Raw genomic sequence first — 15,372 nt, 5'->3', positions numbered from 1 at the left:
GGGGCGCGGTCGGCTCGTCGTGTGACGGGACGACCCGACCGCGCGGGTCACGCCGTGGCGCGGGACTTGGCGACGGAATCCAGCAGCGACGTGCGCCGCAGGAACGCCCGCATGCGCTCGGGATCGGCGGCGATGGCGGCCAGCTCGTCGAGGCGCGCGGCTCGGACCTCGGGGTCGGTCTCCTCGAGGCGCCGCTTGTTGTCGATCGTCTGCTGCTGGACGAATTCGATGTTGAGCTGGCGTCGCCGCCGCTCGTATCGCTCGAGCACGTCGTCGTTCGCGCCGTCCGCCTGCTGCAACGACTCCACCAACTCCATGGCGTCGTGAATGCCGCAGTTCAGCCCGAGGCCGCCGATCGGGTTGTTGACGTGCGCGGCGTCGCCGGCGAGGAACACCCGGCCCACGCGGAAGCGCGCGGCAACCCGCTGGTGCACGCGGTAGAGGTTCCGGTGAACCACCTGGTCGGGGGCGCCGTCGAGCAGGGGACCGAGGCGCCGCGCGACCGATCCGTCGCCGAGCGCCTCCTCGTCGCTCTCGTCCTCCGGAACGGGGAACACCGCGCGCCACCGGCCCTGGTAGTCGTCGCCGGCGACCTTGAAGAGGTTCGTCCATCCGCCCGGATCGGCGAAGTAGCTGCGGTAGCTGCAGCCGAGCGTGACCTCGAAGTCGTGCAGGGTGGTGAGGACGAGAAAGCGCTCGGGCCAGGTGTAGCCCTCGAACTCGACGTCCAGAGCCTTCCGAACGAAGCTGCGCCCGCCATCCGCGCCCACGAGCCAGCTGCCGTGCAGCGTCTCTTCGCCGGCGGCGCCCTCCACGGTCACGGTCACGCCCTCGTCGTCCTGCTCCAGGGCGCGGACGCGCGTGCCCATGCGCACGGTCGCGTTCGGCAGCGCCGCGAGTTCGGACAGGACGAGGTTCGCGAGCTTGTGCTGCTCGGTCTGCACGACGAACGGGAAGTCGGTCTCTTCGGCGAGGATCGAGTGATCCATCCGAGCGACCAGGCGTCGGGCGGGCTTGTCCCAGTAATCGAAGTACCGGGCGACGAGGCCCAGCCGAATGAAGTCGTCGATGATGCCGAGGCTCGCCAGCATCTCGAGCGTCGACGGATGGAAGGTCGCCGCTCGGGGACTCGTGTCGATCTCCGCACTGGCCTCGACGAGTTCAACGCGGAAACCCGCCTGCGCGGCGGCGAGCGCGGTGACGGCGCCCACGGGGCCGGCGCCGACGACGATGACGGTGTCCTGAACCATTTACTCTCCTGCGATGACGGGGGTGGTGAGGGATTCTAGGGTGCGCACGCCCAGCGAGCGGTAGAGCCAGCGCCCGGAGCGGCCGAACCACTCGCGATCGGCGAGCTGCGCGCGGAGCGGACCGGAGCGGGCGCGTTCGCGCTCGGGGGAGTCCATGACCTCGAGCGAGGCGAGTTCGTGCAGGGCGATGTGAGTCCACGGGCCGCCCTGCCCGTCGACGACGTGGTAGCGGCGCACGCGCAGCCAGTCCGGCGCGGCCATGAGCATCGGCACGTGCTCATCGGCGTACCAGTGCTCGAACTCGGCGCGGTCCTCCTCGGGTACGGCGAACGCCACGGCCGAGAGGTACTGCGCACCGGAGACGTCGCCGGTGTCGGAGAGGAGCTCGCAGAGGTAGCGCGTGAAGCCGGAGACGCGGCCGAGCATGTACGTGGTCTCGTCGCTGGGGTCGCGCTTGAGGTCGAGGTAGCCCGCTGTCGCGAAGGCGTCGAGCGAGTCGACCTCGTAGACCGCGAGGAACTCGTCTTCGCCGGGGAGCGGCCCGTAACGGGTCGCGCGCTGGAATCCGGGGAGCACCAGGCGAGCCGGGATGTGGTCGTCGTCGTACCAGCTGTTGAACCGGTCGACCTCCTCGGAGCGAGGGGTCATCTGCGAGAACAGGATGCCTTCGGTCACTGTCTTCTCATTTCCTGTCAGGGATGGCGGAGCACCGCGGGCTTCTGCGCCGGTGGCGTGTTGCGGCTCTTGGTGAATCGGACGACGCCCTCGGTGACGACGGCGGCGACAGCGGGGATGTCGCCGCGGGCGATCGCGTCGAACGCGTTGTCGGCGGCGGAGCCGAGCGGGGCGTCGACGAGGGCGAGGTCGGCGGCGGCACCGACCTCGAGGACGCCGCCCGGGATGCCGTAGATGCGGGGCACATTGCCGGTCGACGCCGATATCGCCTGGCGTGGAGTGAACGGGCCGAGCGAGGTCAGCTCGGTGATGATGCGGAGCATGCCGAGCGGGATGACCCCGGTGCCGGTGGGCGTGTCGGTGGCGAGGAGGATGCGGTGGAGCTCGTCGCGGGCGAGGAGCATCTCAGCGAGATGGATGGCCGAGCGCAGATTTCCGGCGTGGACGAGCTGCATGGCGATATCGCCGCCCTGCTCGACCATCGCGACGTTCTCCTCGGCGGTGAGCGAGGTCGGGCCGCCGTTGACGTGTCCGGCCACGTTCGGCCGCATCTCGAGAAGCAGCTCGGCGCTGATCTTCGCCCGGCTGCCCGGAATGGAGCCGCCACCGCTGTGGCACATCACGGTGATGCCGGCAGCCCGTGCATCGGCGACCACGGGAATGTAATCGCGGGCGTCGGCGAACGCTCCGAAGCCGCCCTTCGCCATCCGGACGCCGGCGGCGTGCACCTCCTCGAAGTCCGTGCGCGTGAGACCGGGCTCGAGGATGACGGAGCCGCCGTGCACGGTCATGCCCGAGGGACGGTAGTGCTCGTAGCTCTTGTATGCGGCGACGGCCAGCGCCTTCACTCCGACGACGTCGGTCGGACGTCCGGGCACGTGCACTTCGCTGGCGGAGATGACCCGGGTCGTCCCGCCATGAAGGTAGCTGTCGAGGAAGCCGATGGTCTGCTGGCGAGGCGTGTAATCACCGAATGTGGTGTGGACATGGCTGTCGATGAGGCCGGGGATGGCGGTGGCGCCGCCCGCGTCGAGTACCTCCTCGTGGTCGCCGACGGCGATGTCGGAGGACGAGCCGATCCACGTGATGACGCCGTGCTCGACGACGAGAGCGTCGCCGTCGATAGCGGCGCCCTGCAGGCCGCCACTGTGGGAGTCGCCGATGTTCACGACCGCGAGGCTCATGCCGATTCCTTCTGGCCGAAGTCAGTGCCGAACGCGCGCAGGCGCTGCTGGGGGCGGCCCTGTGCCGCGGCCGCGAGCGCGACGAGGATCTCGCCGGCGTGCGGCGCGTCGGCGACGCTCACCTCGATCGTCTGGTGGTGCGAGCGCATCTTCTGATCAGTGATGTGCTTGAGGGGGATGTCGAAGGACGCGCCGACCCCCGCACGCTTCTCGACGGCCGGGAGGAGCGTCGTGGCGTCCGCTGCGCGGCGGAAGTGGTCGCCGAACTGCAGCGTGTGGATGAGCGCGGATCCGTGCTCGATTTCGCCGTCGAGGCCGACGATGGCGGCCTTGCCGTAGGCCTCGATCGGCGTCCCGAGTGCCGCGACGACGCGGGGTGCGAGCAGCGCCCCGAGCTCGTCAGCGTACTGGTCGACTCCCGCCGTCAGGTCCTCGACGAATCCCTGGCCGGCCCAGGGGTTCGGTATGACCGCGGCGACGACCGCGACGCGCGCAACCGGGTCCACGGGGCGCCCGCCCTCCAGGAGCGTTTCAGTCACGAGAGTGAAGATCTTGCGAGGGGTCATGCGAAGGCTCCGTTCAGAGTGGCGGGATCGAGAGGGAGGTCGGTGGCGCGGTCTCCCACGCGAGGGAAGGGGCGGGGACCGGTCGCCGCTGCGGCAATGAGGACGAGCTCGTCGCGACGGGGTGCGTCCGGTACCCGCACGCGCACGGACTGGTAGAAGTCGCGTCGCGTGCCGCTGTGCTTCTCGCACAGCGGGATCGTGAGCGGCTGGCCCGCGGCTCCTCGCGCATCGGCGAAGGAGATGACGGCCGAGCCGTCAAGGAAGCCGCGCAGGCTGCTGGCGAAGTACGGGGTGTGGGTGATCGCCGCGCCGTGCTCCATCTCGCCCGCCTCGCCGATGATCACGCCCTTGCCGAACGCGGCGACCGCGTCGGCGCCGCCGAGCGCGGCCAGCAGGCGGTCGGCGAGGAGCTTCGACAGTCGGGCCGCGATGAGCTGCGGGCTCTGCACGAGTTCGCTGTCCGTGCCCGCGCCGATCCAGGGGTTTCGCAGAACCGCCGTCGCGGCCGCCTGGACGACCGGCACCGCCAGGGGCTCCTCGCCGTCGGCGAGGGTCTCGGTCGCCTCGACGGTGATCCTGCGAACCCCCCAGCGCGCCTCGGGCGACGACGGATCGAGGTGTCGGAGCACGGACGGCGCTCCGGAGAACTTCTGAAGAGCCATCGCCTTCCTTTCTTCAGGCCGACGGCGAGGGACAGCGTCCTCGCCACCATGGAATGTAACTCAAATATGACACTAGAGTTACGTACTTGGACGCCCAGGGCAAGTGGGTGCGCAAGAATGATCTGAATCGACCGGAGGGGTGCGAAGATGCAGGACGATCGAGGGGCTCTCGAACGCGGCGGCGAGATGCAGAAGGCGCTGGCCGCCTGGGGCAACGCCGACGCCGCGCGCGAGGGCAGCTTTCACGGGTATGTTCAGGCGCTGGCCCACGCCCGCTTCGTGCTCCGCAAGATCATGCGGATTCTCGACGATCAGGCGCGAGAGCATGGCCTTGAGCCGTTGAATCATCAGGCGCTCCTGCAGATCTATGGATCGGACGCCGGGATGACGGTGAGTCAGCTGTCTGATCGACTGGATATCGCGCCGGCGTTCGGGTCGAGGCTCATCAGCCAGCTGGACAAGCAAGGGCTCATCGAGCGAACGCCCCATCCCACTGACCGCCGCGCGTCGATCATCACGGCCTCGCCGGACGGAGTGGAGCGGTTGCGAGCGATCGACCGTGCGATCTTCCGGCGCATTCGCAACTTTCAGGATGACCTCACGGAGGTCGGCAAGTTCGGCGCCCTCGGCGTGTTCGCGTCCTATGTCGGTCTCGACGGCGACTCCACGCTGGCCAGTCACCTCCGCGACTCCGTCCGGTGGGCGAAGGAGTTCGGAAATGCTTGACTCAAGTACCTAATGTGGGTAACACTCTCTGCAACCGGTCTCCTGGCTGGTTTGCCGCGAAGGAGTGTTCATGCAGCCACAACCCGTCCGCCCGATCTCGGAGGCGGCCCTCGCATACTCGGTCAAGGACCTCGCCGTCGATGTCACCACCAAGGCTGGCCCCAAGCGGCTGATCGATCGGCTCGACTTCACCGTTCGCAAGGGTGAGATCCTCTCCATCATCGGCACTTCCGGCGCCGGCAAGACCACGTTGCTGCGAGTGCTGGGCGGCCTCATTCCGGCGACCAAGGACTCCGAGGTCCTCGCCGACGGTCGTCCGATCCAGGGCCCGCCCGATCGGGTGCTCATGGTCTTCCAGGACTACGCTTCCTCCCTGCTTCCGTGGCGCACGATCCGCCGCAACGTCGCTCTCGGCCTCGAGACGCGCTATCGCGGCGGCGATCTGCAGGACCGCGTGGACGCCGCGCTCGACCTCGTCGGCCTCCGGAAGCGCGCGGACGAGTACCCATGGCGACTTTCGGGCGGCATGCAGCAGCGCGTTCAGATCGCCCGCGCGCTGGCCATGGAGCCCCAGGTGCTGTTGATGGACGAGCCGTTCGGCGCGCTGGACGCCATCACGAAGACGTCGCTGCAGGACGAGCTGCTTCGGGTGCAGGAGCAGACTGGCGCCACCATCATCTTCATCACACACGACGTGGAGGAGGCGGTGTACCTCGGGGACCGCGTGCTCGCCCTCGGCGGCATCCCGGGACGGATCGTCGACGTCTTCGACGTCGATCTTCCGCGGCCCCGGCACCAGATCCACACGAAGGAGATGCCCGAGTTCCTGCGCCTGCGTCACCAGGCCTATGAGTCGGTCGTGGAGGCGGAGCTCCGCCTGCGGAGCGAGCAATGACGAGCACGCTGGCCATGCAGCTCGGCCCGCTGCGGAAGACGCGTCGCTCCTGGGTTCGCTCGTTCAACTGGACCGGCGTGGCCACGCTGCTGGCGCTCGTCGTCCTCTGGGAGGTCCTCGACCGTGCGGGCGCGCTCTCGTTCGACTTCATCCCGGCGCCGTCGGAGATCGTGGGCGGTGTCGGCGAGCTGGTGATCGAGTCGTCTCTTCAGTCGGCCGTCCTTCACACGGCCTCGGTGGCTCTGACCGGCTGGGCCATCGCCTGCGTGATCGGCGTCGGGGTCGGCATCGCACTCGGACTCTCGCGGACCGCCTACACATGGACCGCGGCGTCCATCGAGGTGCTGCGCTCGTTCCCGTCCATCACGTTCGTGCCCCTCGCCGTACTCCTCTTCGGCTTCTCGTACACCATGGAGCTCGTCGTCGTGGTGTACGCGGCGACCTGGCAGGTGCTCGTGAACACGCTCGAGGGCGTTCGGGCGGTGGGACCCGGCCTCCGCGACGTCGCGCGCACCTTCCACCTCGCCGGGCTCCGCCGCGTCACGGCGATCATCATGCCCGCCGCCGCGGGCAAGATCATCGTCGGCATGCGCCTCGGACTCAACCTCGCGCTGATCCTCGCAGTCGCGGCGGAGGTGGTCGGCAATCCCGAGGGCCTCGGCTACGGGTTGGTCGTGGAGCAGAACGCGCTGCGTCCCGACCGCATGTTCGTCTTCTTCATCTCCGTGGGGCTCCTCGGCATCGTGCTGAACGCCATCCTGCAGTGGATCCTCGCCCGTGCGCTGCCCGGTGTCACTGCCGCGGCCGAAAGGGGGCGACGTTCCTGATGTCGCAGACCACCAGCACCATCGCCATCGCCACCGGTCAGACGAGGGCACGGAAGAATCGCCGCCGCGGCACCTCGGCCCCCCTGCGCGGGCTGACGCCACTCGTCGTCGGACTCGCCCTGTGGCAGGTCTTCGGCTCCGACGACTCCCCGTACTTCCCGCGGCCGTCGGCGTGGCTTGCCGCCATCACGCAGCTGCAGGGGGAGGGTGCGCTGCTTCCAGCCCTCGGAGCCACGCTGCAGAGCCTCGTCATCTCGCTCGCCATCGCCACCGTCGTGGGCGCAGCGCTCGGCATCCTCGTCGGGGCATCGCGCCTGCTCGACCGGGCCCTCGGCCCGACCCTCGAGTTCTTCCGGGCGACTCCTTCATCCGCCATGGTGCCCATCGGCGTCCTGCTGCTGGGCTACACCCTGACGATGAAGACGTCGCTCACGGTGCTCGCCGCCATCTGGCCGATTCTGCTCAACACCAGAGCGGCCATGCGGGAGTTCAATCCCACCCTCCTCGACGTCGCCGCCGTGTTCCAGATGAGCTGGATGCGACGGGTGCGCACGATCATCATGCCCGCGGTGGCCACGGCCATCCTGCTCGGCATCCGGGTGGGCGCGCCGGTCGCGATCATCGTCACCCTCCTCGTCGAGATCCTCACGGGGGTCACGGGCATCGGTGCCCTCCTCGCCCAGAGCCAGCAGGAGTACGACAGTGCCGCGACATTCGGCCTGCTCGTCCTCATCGGCATCGTCGCTCTCCTGTTCAACTTCTGCATCGCCGCCATCGAGTCGTTCTTCACCCGCCACCTTCCCCCGGCCTGAGCGCCGACCATCCGCACGTCGTACCCGCGGCGTGCACGAAGGAGATCCCATGAGCACCATGTCCACTCTCAGTCGCGGCATCTTCGCAGCGGCTTCCGTTCTCGCCATCACCGGCGCTCTCGCCGGCTGCGCCGGTTCGAGCGACGCAAGCGGCTCAGACGACGCCGGCGACGCCTCGACGGTCCGCCTCGCCGTCAACAACACCGTGGCTTCGCTTCCGGTCGTCGTCGCGGACGAGCAGGGCTTCTTCGAGGAGCAGGGCCTCGAGACCACGATCACCCCCGTGGCCGACATCACGAAGCTGCCGCCGACGCTGGGCAAGCAGTACGACATCGGCTTCGGCGTGCAGCCCACGCTCATCCGCGCGGCCAGCCAGGGCGTGGAGATCGCCATGATCTCCGGCAACGCCGTAACGACTGAGGCGAAGCCCGAGTACATCCTCATGACCCGTCCCGACACGAACATCGACGGTCCTGAAGACCTCGAGGGGTTGAAGCTCGGCGCTCCGACTCTGAACGGCAACATCCACATCGGCACCCTGTACTGGCTGCAGGAGAACGGCGTCGACCTGGAGGCGGTGGAATCCGTGCAGGTGCCCACGCCGACGATGGTGGACCAGCTCAAGGCGGGTCTCATCGACGTCGCCGAGATGCAGCAGCCGTTCATCGACGTGGCACGCGAGGCGGGGATGGTCGAGGCCGGCTACTCGCTCGGCGCCGTCGGCGACCCCGCGACGATGTCGTCGTGGCAGGCCGCGACGTCATGGGCGGAGGAGAATCCGGAGACGCTGGAGAAGTTCCGCGCAGCGCTCGACGAGGCGATCGCCTGGATCCAAGCCAACGACGAGGACGCGCGCGACGTGCTCTCGGAGTTCACCGGCATCGATCGGGAGGTGCTGGGAGACAGCCCGCTGTCCGACTTCACGACGGCGATGAGTGAGGACTCGATCGAGCAGTGGGATGCCCCGATGCGCGCCGTCGCCGGGTTCGACGCCGAGATCGATTACTCGACGCTCATCGTCGAGCCCTGAGCGCAGGCTCCGCGCACGCGGCCCCGGTCCTGCGACCGGGGCCGCATGGCTCGGTCAGCGGTTCTGACGGGCGACCATCTCCGCGATCCAGGTGGGTGCGAACGGCGAGATGCAGCCGGGGGAGGTGGGGTAGTCCCGCAGGACGCCGAGCCGCTCGCCGATCTCGAGGGCGCGCGGCCGGTGCTCGGGGTGCCGGATGCCGATGTGCGCAAGACACGTGTTCATCGCCCACTGCAGGCGGTCGGGTGCGCTCGCCATCTCGGACTGGATGAGGTCCAGCAGCGCGTCGAGATCGACGCCGTCGGCGCCCCTCGCCACCCGCTGGCTGGTGAGCTCCCACCCCGCCGCGGCGACGACCGGGTCGGGGTCGGCGAACCATCTCTCCCGCAGCGCCCCCGCGTGCGTGCTCTTCTTCGCGAGGTAGTTCACCAGCCAGTCCTGCACCTTGGGCGCGCGCGCCTCGCGGAGCATCGCGTCGAGTCGCGCCGCGTCGAGATCGCGCGGACGGACGGTGAGGATGGCGACGAGGCGTGCCGCCGTGTCGCCGGTCTCCCAGAGCGCGCGCGACAGCGCCGGGTCGGTGCCCAGGCGCTTCGCGAGTGCCCTCAGCTTCGTGAGGTTGACTCCGTGATCGTCGCCGTGCCGTTCGTTGACCACGCGCATCCGCGGGTCCTCGAGGGCGGCGAGTTCGGCGAGGACCTCCGCGACGTCCGGGTTCTCCATGACGTCAGCCTAGAATCCCCGGGCGCTCAGCAGAGCCGCTTGGCGAGCTCCGCGAACCGGAGATCGGCCACGCGCGGCGCGCCGAAGCGCTCGTCGCCGTAGGGGAAGGGCGACGTCGCGCCCGTGGCCCGGTACCCGCGGCGCTCGTACCAGGCGACCAGGTCCGTGCGCACGGAGATGACGGTCATGCGCATCTCCGTCGCGCCCCATTCCTCGCGGGCGACGCGTTCCGCTTCGTTCAGGAGCTGACGGCCGTACCCCCGCGCCTGCATGCCCGGGTCGACCGCGAACATGCCGAACCAGGCATGGCCATCCCGCCGATCGATATGGCAGGTGGCGACGATGCCGTCGTCCACGCGCAGGGTGAGGAGGCCGCCGGTCGACGCGGCGATGAGCGCGGCGACCTCGTCGGCGCCCGTGCGGCGCCCGCCGATGAGATGCGCCTCCGTCGTCCACCCCGCGTCGGCGCCGCGATACGCCCGCTCCACGAGCGAGACGACCTCGTCGACGTCGTCGGGGCGGGCGAAGCGGAGCGCAGGGGAGTCGGTCACGGCGACATCGTATGCGGCTGCGGCTCCGTGAGCCGCGAACGGCGGTGTCTAGGATGGGGGCAGACATCAAGGGGGGTTCCGTCGTGGAATGGTTGATACCCGTTCTCGTCGTCGTGGCGATCATCGTCATCGCGGCCATCTATCTCTGGGCGACGTACAACTCGCTCGTTCAGCTGAACGTCCGCGTGGATGAGGCGTGGAGCGGGATCACGGTGCAGCTCAAGCGAAGAGCCGACCTGATCCCCAATCTCATCGAGGCGGTGAAGGGGTACGCCGCGCATGAGAAGGCGGTGTTCGAGAACGTCACCAGGGCGCGCGCGGAGACGCTCGCGGCGACCGGCCCCGCCGAGGCGGGGGTGGCGGAGAACCACTTCCAGCAGGCGATCAAGAGCCTGTTCGCCGTCGCGGAGTCGTACCCGCAGCTGCAGGCGAGCCAGAACTACCTGCAGCTGCAGCACAGCCTCGTCGACACCGAGGACAAGATCCAGGCGTCGCGCCGGTTCTACAACGGCGGCGTCCGCGAGCTGAACACCAAGATCAAGGTGTTCCCCAACAACCTCTTCGCCCGGAACCTGGGCTTCGACGAGCGCGAGTTCTTCGAGGTCGACGGGGGAGCGGCGATGTCGGAGCCGCCTCGCGTGCAGTTCTGACGCGGTCGACGACCCGAAGGGCTCCTCTCAGTTCACGCTGAGCAGGAGCCCTTCCTCGTCGAGCGAGATGGAGCCATAGAGGTTCCAGGAGTCGGTGCGGTAGGTGTAGGTGCCCTCGCTGCCGTCGCCGTGCAGGCCGGTCACGGTCGCGACGACGGCGCCGCCGGTGGCCTGGAACGTGCCCGCGTCGAGGTCGATCTCGGGCTGCGGCAGCGCATCGGCGCGGTAGGTGATCTCGATGGTTTCGGCGAGGTCGGCGGGCCACGGCACGATCAAGCCGCACCCGTCGAGCACCTCCGAGGAGGCGGCGAGGCACTCGTCGATGTGGGCGTCGAGCGCGTCCTCGGCCTGGGTTTGCGCGGCGTCGGTGAACACGGGGTCGAGTGCGACGGAGGTCGGCTCCGCTCCGACGCGAACGCGGTCCTGCCCGTCGAGGAACTCCGCGGGCCAGGCCGAGACGTCGTACGAGGCCGGGAGGAGCGACAAATCGGCCGATCCGCCTTCGAGCGGCATGGGCGAGCCGGCGACGTCGACCCACGCGCCGCGCGTGGCCGTCATGGTCACCGGCGTGAGCGTCGGCTCCGTCACCCGCCATGATGCGCCGTCCTTCTCGAGCGAGAACCGCAGCTCGAGCGGCTCGTCGGCCAGGACCGTCTCGACGCGCACGCTGGCGGCGTCCTCGGTCTCCGACAGCTCGACGATCTCGGCGTCGCCGAGGTGCTCGGCCGCTCCTTCGAAGGCGGTCCACGCGGATTCCGGGACCGCGTCGGGGTCTGCCAGGAGACCCCGCACGGCGTCCGCGTGACCGCCCGACAACGCCTCGAGATACTGCCCGGCGACGCGCTCGGCACTCGCCGGACGGCTGGTCGACCAGAACCCGATCGCGAGCATGCCGATGACGATCACGCCGACGACGGCGAGGATCGGGACCATGGGACGTTTCATGCGGCCTCCTCTTCCGCAACCCTAATCAGCCGTGGCTCGGAGAGCGCCGGGATGGCCGTGGCGCGGCGCGTCGAGCACACGCGCGAGGTCGTCGGCCGCGTCTCCCCAGTCGGAGACGGACAGCGACTCCAGCCCCTGCCAGTGCGCGGCGTCGCGCAGGGCCGCCGCGGCCCGCTCCGCGACGTCAGGCGAGGCGGCGCCCGGCTCCCACCAGGCCGACTGCACGCGGAGGGTGGATGTCGCGCGTTCCGCCTTCAGATCCGCGCGGCCGACGATGCGGTCGCCGACGAGGAGCGGCAGGGAGTAGTACCCGAACCGGCGGCGCTCGGCCGGCGTGTAGATCTCGATGCGGTACTCGAAGCCGAACATCCGCTGCGCGCGCTCGCGGAACCACACCACGGGATCGAACGGGGTCAGGACCGTGGCGCGGCTGATGCGGCGCGGCAGCACCGCCTCGCGGTGCCGCCAGGCCGGGATGGGCCGCTCGCCGCGCTCCCACCCGCGCACCGCGACCGGCGCCAGCTCGCCCTCCGCGACGAGCCGCTCCAGCGCGGCGTGCACGGCGCGGCGGTCGCGCAGCCGGTGGTAGTCCGCCAGGTCGGCCGCCGTGGCGACACCCGAGGCCCGCGCCGCTCGCCGCACGAGCTCGACGATCGCGTCATCGCGGGAGACGGAGCGGGCGAGATGCTCGGCGGGGATGACCTGCTCGGCGAGCCCGTAGCGCCGCTCGAACCCGCTGCGCCCGGCGATGGCGACCTCGCCGAACCGCCACAGCATCTCCAGCGCCCGCTTCACGTCGTCCCAGCCCCACCACGGGCCTCGGCTCGCCGGCAGGTCCCGTTCGATCTCCGCCGGTCGCAGCGGGCCGCGCTCGGCGAGCTCCGCCCGCACCCAGCGCACCGTGTCGGCGTTCGCGGCGAACCAGCTGCCCTCGCCGCCGTGCTTCGCGCGCATCGCGTCCATGCGGAACCGCCACAGCGGCCAGTCCGCGACGGGCACGAAGGTCGCCTCATGTGCGAGGTACTCGACGAACTCCGGTCCGCGGGTCGAAGGCGTCAGGACGAGGCGGTCCAGGAGGCTCGTGTCGTAGGGCCCGAGCCGCGACAGCAGCGGAACGTAGTGCGAGCGTGCGAACACGTTCACGGAATCGATCTGCAGCACGTGCATGCGGGCGAGCTCGCGTCGCACGTGGCGGATGGCCGGGGCGGCAGGCCTGGCTCTGGCCAGTCCCTGCGCGGCGAGGGCCATGCGGCGCGCCTCGGCCGCGGACAGCGCATCCTTCACGCAGCTCACGCTACCGGCGGCCCCCGACATCGGGCCCGTGGCGCCGCAGACGGGGGATTAGGATGACGAGGATGAGCGACGTCCCGCCCCGCAACGGTCGCCCTGGCCTGTTCGGCCGACGTGTCCCGGAGCCGCCGCGCCCGCCCGCGCAGCCTCTCGGGCCCGATCCCGTCGAGGTGCCGATCGGACTGCGCGTCGCCACCGCGTACGGATGGCGCTTCCTCATCCTCGCGGGCGTCGTCGGGGTGATCGTCTGGCTCGTCATCGAGTTCAAGCTCCTCGTCATCCCGATCTTCGTCGCGACGCTCCTCACCGCGCTCGTGTACCCCTTCTTCTCCTGGATGGTCCGGCACCGGGTCCCGCGGACCCTCGCCGTGGTCGTCAGCGTGCTCGGGACGATCGCGGTGGTCGTCGGCCTCGTGTGGCTCGTCGTCTGGCAGATCGGCGAGCAGGCGGCGGAGGTGCGCGCCCGCGCCGCGGAGTCGATCGCCGGGCTGCGCGGCTTCCTCGTCGAGTCCCAGCTCGTCACGCCGACGCAGCTCGACGGGATGCTCACGGGCACCATCGACCTCGTGCAGGAGCAGGCCGACCTCCTCCTCAACGGGGCGCTGGCGGTCGGGTCCACCCTCGGGCACTTCGCGACGGGGTTCCTCGTGGCGCTGTTCGTCCTGCTGTGCTTCCTCTTCGACGGCGCGGGCATCTGGCGCTGGACCGTGCGCCTCTTCCCGCGCGCCGCTCGGCCGGCGGCCGACGCGGCCGCGCGCAACGGCTGGGCCACGCTCATCAACTACGCCCGCACGCAGATCATCGTCGCGACGATCGACGCGGTCGGCATCGGCCTGGGCGCCTTCTTCCTCGGCGTGCCCCTGGCCATCCCCATCGCCGTGCTCGTGTTCCTCGGCGCGTTCGTGCCGTTCGTGGGCGCCATCGTTACCGGTGCGCTCGCCGTCGTCATCGCGCTGGTCTACAACGGGCTCTGGATCGGCGTGGCGATGCTCGTCGTCGTGCTGCTCGTGCAGCAGATCGAGAGTCACATCCTCCAGCCGCTCCTCATGGGGTCGGCCGTGAAGGTGCATCCCCTCGCCGTGGTGCTCGTCGTGGCGGGCGGGTCGATGGCCGGCGGGATCCCGGGCGCCCTGTTCGCCGTCCCCGTCGCGGCGTTCGTGAACGTCGTCGCCGTCACCCTCAGCTCGGGATCGTGGCGCACCGGCACGCTCGTGCAGGGCGACCTCATCTGGAGCACGGTGCCCAAGAACCTCCGCCGCGGTGAGAGCCTGCAGCGCAGAGAGGAACTCGAATGACACCCGCAGAGACGCACCCGGAGGCCGCACCCGCGACCTCGGCCATCCCGACGCTCGCCGAGTTCGAGACCGCCGCGCGCTTCCTCGAGGGCGTCGTCGAGCACACGCCGATCGAGTACTCGCTGCACCTCAGCGAGGTGCTGGGCGCGCCCGTGCACCTGAAGCTCGAGAACCTGCAGCGCACCGGCTCGTTCAAGGTGCGCGGCGCCACGTACCGGCTCTCGCGCCTGACCGAGGAGGAGCGGCGCCACGGGGTCGTCGCCGCCTCCGCCGGAAACCACGCGCAGGGCGTCGCGCTCGCCGCGCAGCGCCTGGGCATCCCCGCGACGATCTACATGCCGCTCGGGGTCCCGGTCCCGAAGCTGCTCGCGACCAAGGGCTACGGGGCCGAGGTCGTGCTGGACGGCGCCACGGTCGACGTCGGCCTGCGCCACGCCGCCGAGCACGCCGCGCGCACCGGCGCGGTGCTCATCCATCCGTTCGACCACCGCGACGTCATCGTCGGTCAGGGCACGCTCGGGATCGAGATCCTCGACGACGTGGCGGATGTCGACACGATCATCATGGGGATCGGCGGCGGCGGTCTCATCGCGGGAGTCGCCGCGGCGGCGAAGGCGAAGGCCGCAGCAGCGGGGCGCTCGGTGCGGATCATCGGCGTGCAGGCCGAGAACGCCGCGCCCATGCCGGTGTCCCTCGAAGCCGGGGAGCCGGTGACGATCGAGACGAAGCCGACGATCGCCGACGGCATCCTCGTCGCCCGGCCGGGAGACGTGCCCTTCGCGGTCATCCGCGAGCTCGTCGACGAGGTCGTCACCGTCAGCGAGGACGATATCGCGCGCGCGCTCCTGGTGCTCCTCGAACGCGCCAAGGTCGTCGTCGAGCCCGCGGGCGCTGTGGGGGTCGCCGCGATCCTGGCGGGCAAGGTCCGCGCTCAGGGAACCACGGTCGCGCTGCTCTCGGGGGGCAACATCGACCCGCTCCTCCTGCAGCGGGTCGTCGCGCACGGTCTCGCGGCATCCGGGCGCTACATGAGCATCCGCATCCCGCTCCCGGACCGACCGGGCCAGCTCGCCCGCGTGTCGGAGCTGCTCGCCGAGGCCGGGGCGAACGTCATCGAGGTGCTGCACACCCGCCACGGGCAGGGCATGCAGATCAGCGAGGTCATCCTGCAGATCTCGGTGGAGACCCGCGGGGAGGAGCACAAGCTCCTGACGCTGCAGATCCTCCGCGACGCCGGCTTCCGCCCGGAGATCCTGCCGGAGTGAGCGCAGACGGGAAGAGGGCGACGGCC

Annotated in this window: 17 protein-coding genes; 8 read left to right on the top strand and 9 right to left on the bottom strand. The window is 70.1% G+C overall.

Annotated features, from left to right (window positions below; genetic code table 11):
- Window positions 1-47: 47 nt before the first annotated feature.
- The 5 genes from QWJ90_RS02360 to QWJ90_RS02340 are packed head-to-tail and all read right to left on the bottom strand — an operon-like array spanning window position 48 to window position 4,337.
- Window positions 48-1,250, bottom strand: a complete 1,203-nt coding sequence (locus QWJ90_RS02360; RefSeq protein WP_290105987.1) for an FAD-dependent oxidoreductase — start codon at window positions 1,248-1,250, stop codon at window positions 48-50.
- On the bottom strand, window positions 1,251-1,925 hold the full coding sequence (locus tag QWJ90_RS02355; protein ID WP_290105986.1) for a DUF4286 family protein: 675 nt from the start codon (window positions 1,923-1,925) through the stop codon (window positions 1,251-1,253).
- 17 nt (window positions 1,926-1,942) lie between these two features.
- The gene (locus QWJ90_RS02350; RefSeq protein ID WP_290105985.1) at window positions 1,943-3,109 is read right to left on the bottom strand and encodes an amidohydrolase family protein; all 1,167 of its coding nucleotides are present in this window, start codon (window positions 3,107-3,109) and stop codon (window positions 1,943-1,945) included.
- Window positions 3,106-3,675 (bottom strand): amino acid synthesis family protein, encoded by a 570-nt coding sequence (locus QWJ90_RS02345; RefSeq protein WP_290105984.1) that lies wholly within the window; start codon window positions 3,673-3,675, stop codon window positions 3,106-3,108. Before QWJ90_RS02345 ends, QWJ90_RS02350 begins: the two co-directional genes overlap by 4 nt.
- Entirely contained in the window at window positions 3,672-4,337 is a 666-nt protein-coding gene (locus QWJ90_RS02340) for an amino acid synthesis family protein (protein ID WP_290105983.1), read from the bottom strand. The genes QWJ90_RS02345 and QWJ90_RS02340 overlap by 4 nt, the downstream gene beginning before the upstream one ends.
- A gap of 147 nt (window positions 4,338-4,484) precedes the next feature.
- Between QWJ90_RS02340 and QWJ90_RS02335 the strand changes: the two genes are divergently transcribed.
- The 5 genes from QWJ90_RS02335 (at window position 4,485) to QWJ90_RS02315 (ending at window position 8,627) form a co-directional block, all read left to right on the top strand.
- Window positions 4,485-5,063: a MarR family winged helix-turn-helix transcriptional regulator gene (locus QWJ90_RS02335; protein ID WP_290105982.1), complete on the top strand. Its 579-nt coding sequence runs from the start codon at window positions 4,485-4,487 to the stop codon at window positions 5,061-5,063.
- Between the two features lie 70 nt (window positions 5,064-5,133).
- Window positions 5,134-5,958, top strand: coding sequence for an ABC transporter ATP-binding protein (locus QWJ90_RS02330; RefSeq protein ID WP_290105981.1), 825 nt, complete (start codon window positions 5,134-5,136; stop codon window positions 5,956-5,958).
- On the top strand, window positions 5,955-6,785 hold the full coding sequence (locus QWJ90_RS02325; protein WP_290105980.1) for an ABC transporter permease: 831 nt from the start codon (window positions 5,955-5,957) through the stop codon (window positions 6,783-6,785). The genes QWJ90_RS02330 and QWJ90_RS02325 overlap by 4 nt, the downstream gene beginning before the upstream one ends.
- Window positions 6,785-7,597 carry an ABC transporter permease gene (locus QWJ90_RS02320; protein WP_290105979.1) on the top strand — a complete coding sequence of 271 codons (813 nt, stop codon included), beginning with the start codon at window positions 6,785-6,787 and terminating at the stop codon, window positions 7,595-7,597. The genes QWJ90_RS02325 and QWJ90_RS02320 overlap by 1 nt, the downstream gene beginning before the upstream one ends.
- A 49-nt stretch (window positions 7,598-7,646) precedes the next feature.
- The gene (locus QWJ90_RS02315; RefSeq protein ID WP_290105978.1) at window positions 7,647-8,627 is read left to right on the top strand and encodes an ABC transporter substrate-binding protein; all 981 of its coding nucleotides are present in this window, start codon (window positions 7,647-7,649) and stop codon (window positions 8,625-8,627) included.
- Between the two features lie 54 nt (window positions 8,628-8,681).
- On the opposite strand, the gene QWJ90_RS02310 is transcribed toward QWJ90_RS02315, so the two are convergent.
- Window positions 8,682-9,350: a DNA alkylation repair protein gene (locus tag QWJ90_RS02310; protein WP_290105977.1), complete on the bottom strand. Its 669-nt coding sequence runs from the start codon at window positions 9,348-9,350 to the stop codon at window positions 8,682-8,684.
- Between the two features lie 26 nt (window positions 9,351-9,376).
- A complete protein-coding gene (locus tag QWJ90_RS02305; protein ID WP_290105976.1) occupies window positions 9,377-9,901 on the bottom strand; it encodes a GNAT family N-acetyltransferase in 525 nt (174 codons plus the stop codon).
- Between the two features lie 83 nt (window positions 9,902-9,984).
- Between QWJ90_RS02305 and QWJ90_RS02300 the strand changes: the two genes are divergently transcribed.
- Window positions 9,985-10,551 carry a LemA family protein gene (locus QWJ90_RS02300; protein ID WP_156243245.1) on the top strand — a complete coding sequence of 189 codons (567 nt, stop codon included), beginning with the start codon at window positions 9,985-9,987 and terminating at the stop codon, window positions 10,549-10,551.
- Between the two features lie 27 nt (window positions 10,552-10,578).
- Here the strand turns inward: QWJ90_RS02300 and QWJ90_RS02295 are convergent, their stop codons facing one another.
- Both QWJ90_RS02295 and QWJ90_RS02290 read right to left on the bottom strand, forming a co-directional pair.
- Window positions 10,579-11,496 carry a hypothetical protein gene (locus QWJ90_RS02295; protein WP_290105975.1) on the bottom strand — a complete coding sequence of 306 codons (918 nt, stop codon included), beginning with the start codon at window positions 11,494-11,496 and terminating at the stop codon, window positions 10,579-10,581.
- A 21-nt stretch (window positions 11,497-11,517) separates the two neighbouring features.
- The gene (locus QWJ90_RS02290) at window positions 11,518-12,780 is read right to left on the bottom strand and encodes a winged helix-turn-helix domain-containing protein (protein ID WP_290105974.1); all 1,263 of its coding nucleotides are present in this window, start codon (window positions 12,778-12,780) and stop codon (window positions 11,518-11,520) included.
- Between the two features lie 71 nt (window positions 12,781-12,851).
- On the opposite strand from QWJ90_RS02290, the gene QWJ90_RS02285 reads away from it, so the two are divergent.
- Together QWJ90_RS02285 and ilvA are read left to right on the top strand one after the other, a co-directional pair.
- Complete coding sequence (locus QWJ90_RS02285) at window positions 12,852-14,081, top strand: AI-2E family transporter (protein ID WP_290105973.1); 1,230 nt, start codon at window positions 12,852-12,854, stop codon at window positions 14,079-14,081.
- The gene (gene ilvA, locus QWJ90_RS02280) at window positions 14,078-15,346 is read left to right on the top strand and encodes a threonine ammonia-lyase (RefSeq protein ID WP_290105972.1); all 1,269 of its coding nucleotides are present in this window, start codon (window positions 14,078-14,080) and stop codon (window positions 15,344-15,346) included. Before QWJ90_RS02285 ends, ilvA begins: the two co-directional genes overlap by 4 nt.
- Window positions 15,347-15,372 lie beyond the last annotated feature (26 nt).

Source organism: Microbacterium oryzae (assembly GCF_030406385.1).
GTDB lineage: Bacteria > Actinomycetota > Actinomycetes > Actinomycetales > Microbacteriaceae > Microbacterium > Microbacterium oryzae_A.
Note: the sequence above shows the minus strand (reverse complement) of the source record. Positions and strands in the feature narration are given on the sequence as shown.

Excerpts from the sequence above, each read along its gene's own strand:
- QWJ90_RS02360 (WP_290105987.1), bottom strand. The coding sequence starts at position 1,250 with ATGGTTCAGGACACCGTCATCGTCGTCGGCGCCGGCCCCGTGGGCGCC.
- QWJ90_RS02325 (WP_290105980.1), top strand. The coding sequence starts at position 5,955 with ATGACGAGCACGCTGGCCATGCAGCTCGGCCCGCTGCGGAAGACGCGT.
- QWJ90_RS02285 (WP_290105973.1), top strand. The coding sequence starts at position 12,852 with ATGAGCGACGTCCCGCCCCGCAACGGTCGCCCTGGCCTGTTCGGCCGA.
- QWJ90_RS02330 (WP_290105981.1), top strand. The coding sequence starts at position 5,134 with ATGCAGCCACAACCCGTCCGCCCGATCTCGGAGGCGGCCCTCGCATAC.
- QWJ90_RS02350 (WP_290105985.1), bottom strand. The coding sequence starts at position 3,109 with ATGAGCCTCGCGGTCGTGAACATCGGCGACTCCCACAGTGGCGGCCTG.
- QWJ90_RS02335 (WP_290105982.1), top strand. The coding sequence starts at position 4,485 with ATGCAGGACGATCGAGGGGCTCTCGAACGCGGCGGCGAGATGCAGAAG.
- QWJ90_RS02320 (WP_290105979.1), top strand. The coding sequence starts at position 6,785 with ATGTCGCAGACCACCAGCACCATCGCCATCGCCACCGGTCAGACGAGG.
- QWJ90_RS02315 (WP_290105978.1), top strand. The coding sequence starts at position 7,647 with ATGAGCACCATGTCCACTCTCAGTCGCGGCATCTTCGCAGCGGCTTCC.
- QWJ90_RS02295 (WP_290105975.1), bottom strand. The coding sequence starts at position 11,496 with ATGAAACGTCCCATGGTCCCGATCCTCGCCGTCGTCGGCGTGATCGTC.
- ilvA (WP_290105972.1), top strand. The coding sequence starts at position 14,078 with ATGACACCCGCAGAGACGCACCCGGAGGCCGCACCCGCGACCTCGGCC.
- QWJ90_RS02345 (WP_290105984.1), bottom strand. The coding sequence starts at position 3,675 with ATGACCCCTCGCAAGATCTTCACTCTCGTGACTGAAACGCTCCTGGAG.
- QWJ90_RS02310 (WP_290105977.1), bottom strand. The coding sequence starts at position 9,350 with ATGGAGAACCCGGACGTCGCGGAGGTCCTCGCCGAACTCGCCGCCCTC.
- QWJ90_RS02340 (WP_290105983.1), bottom strand. The coding sequence starts at position 4,337 with ATGGCTCTTCAGAAGTTCTCCGGAGCGCCGTCCGTGCTCCGACACCTC.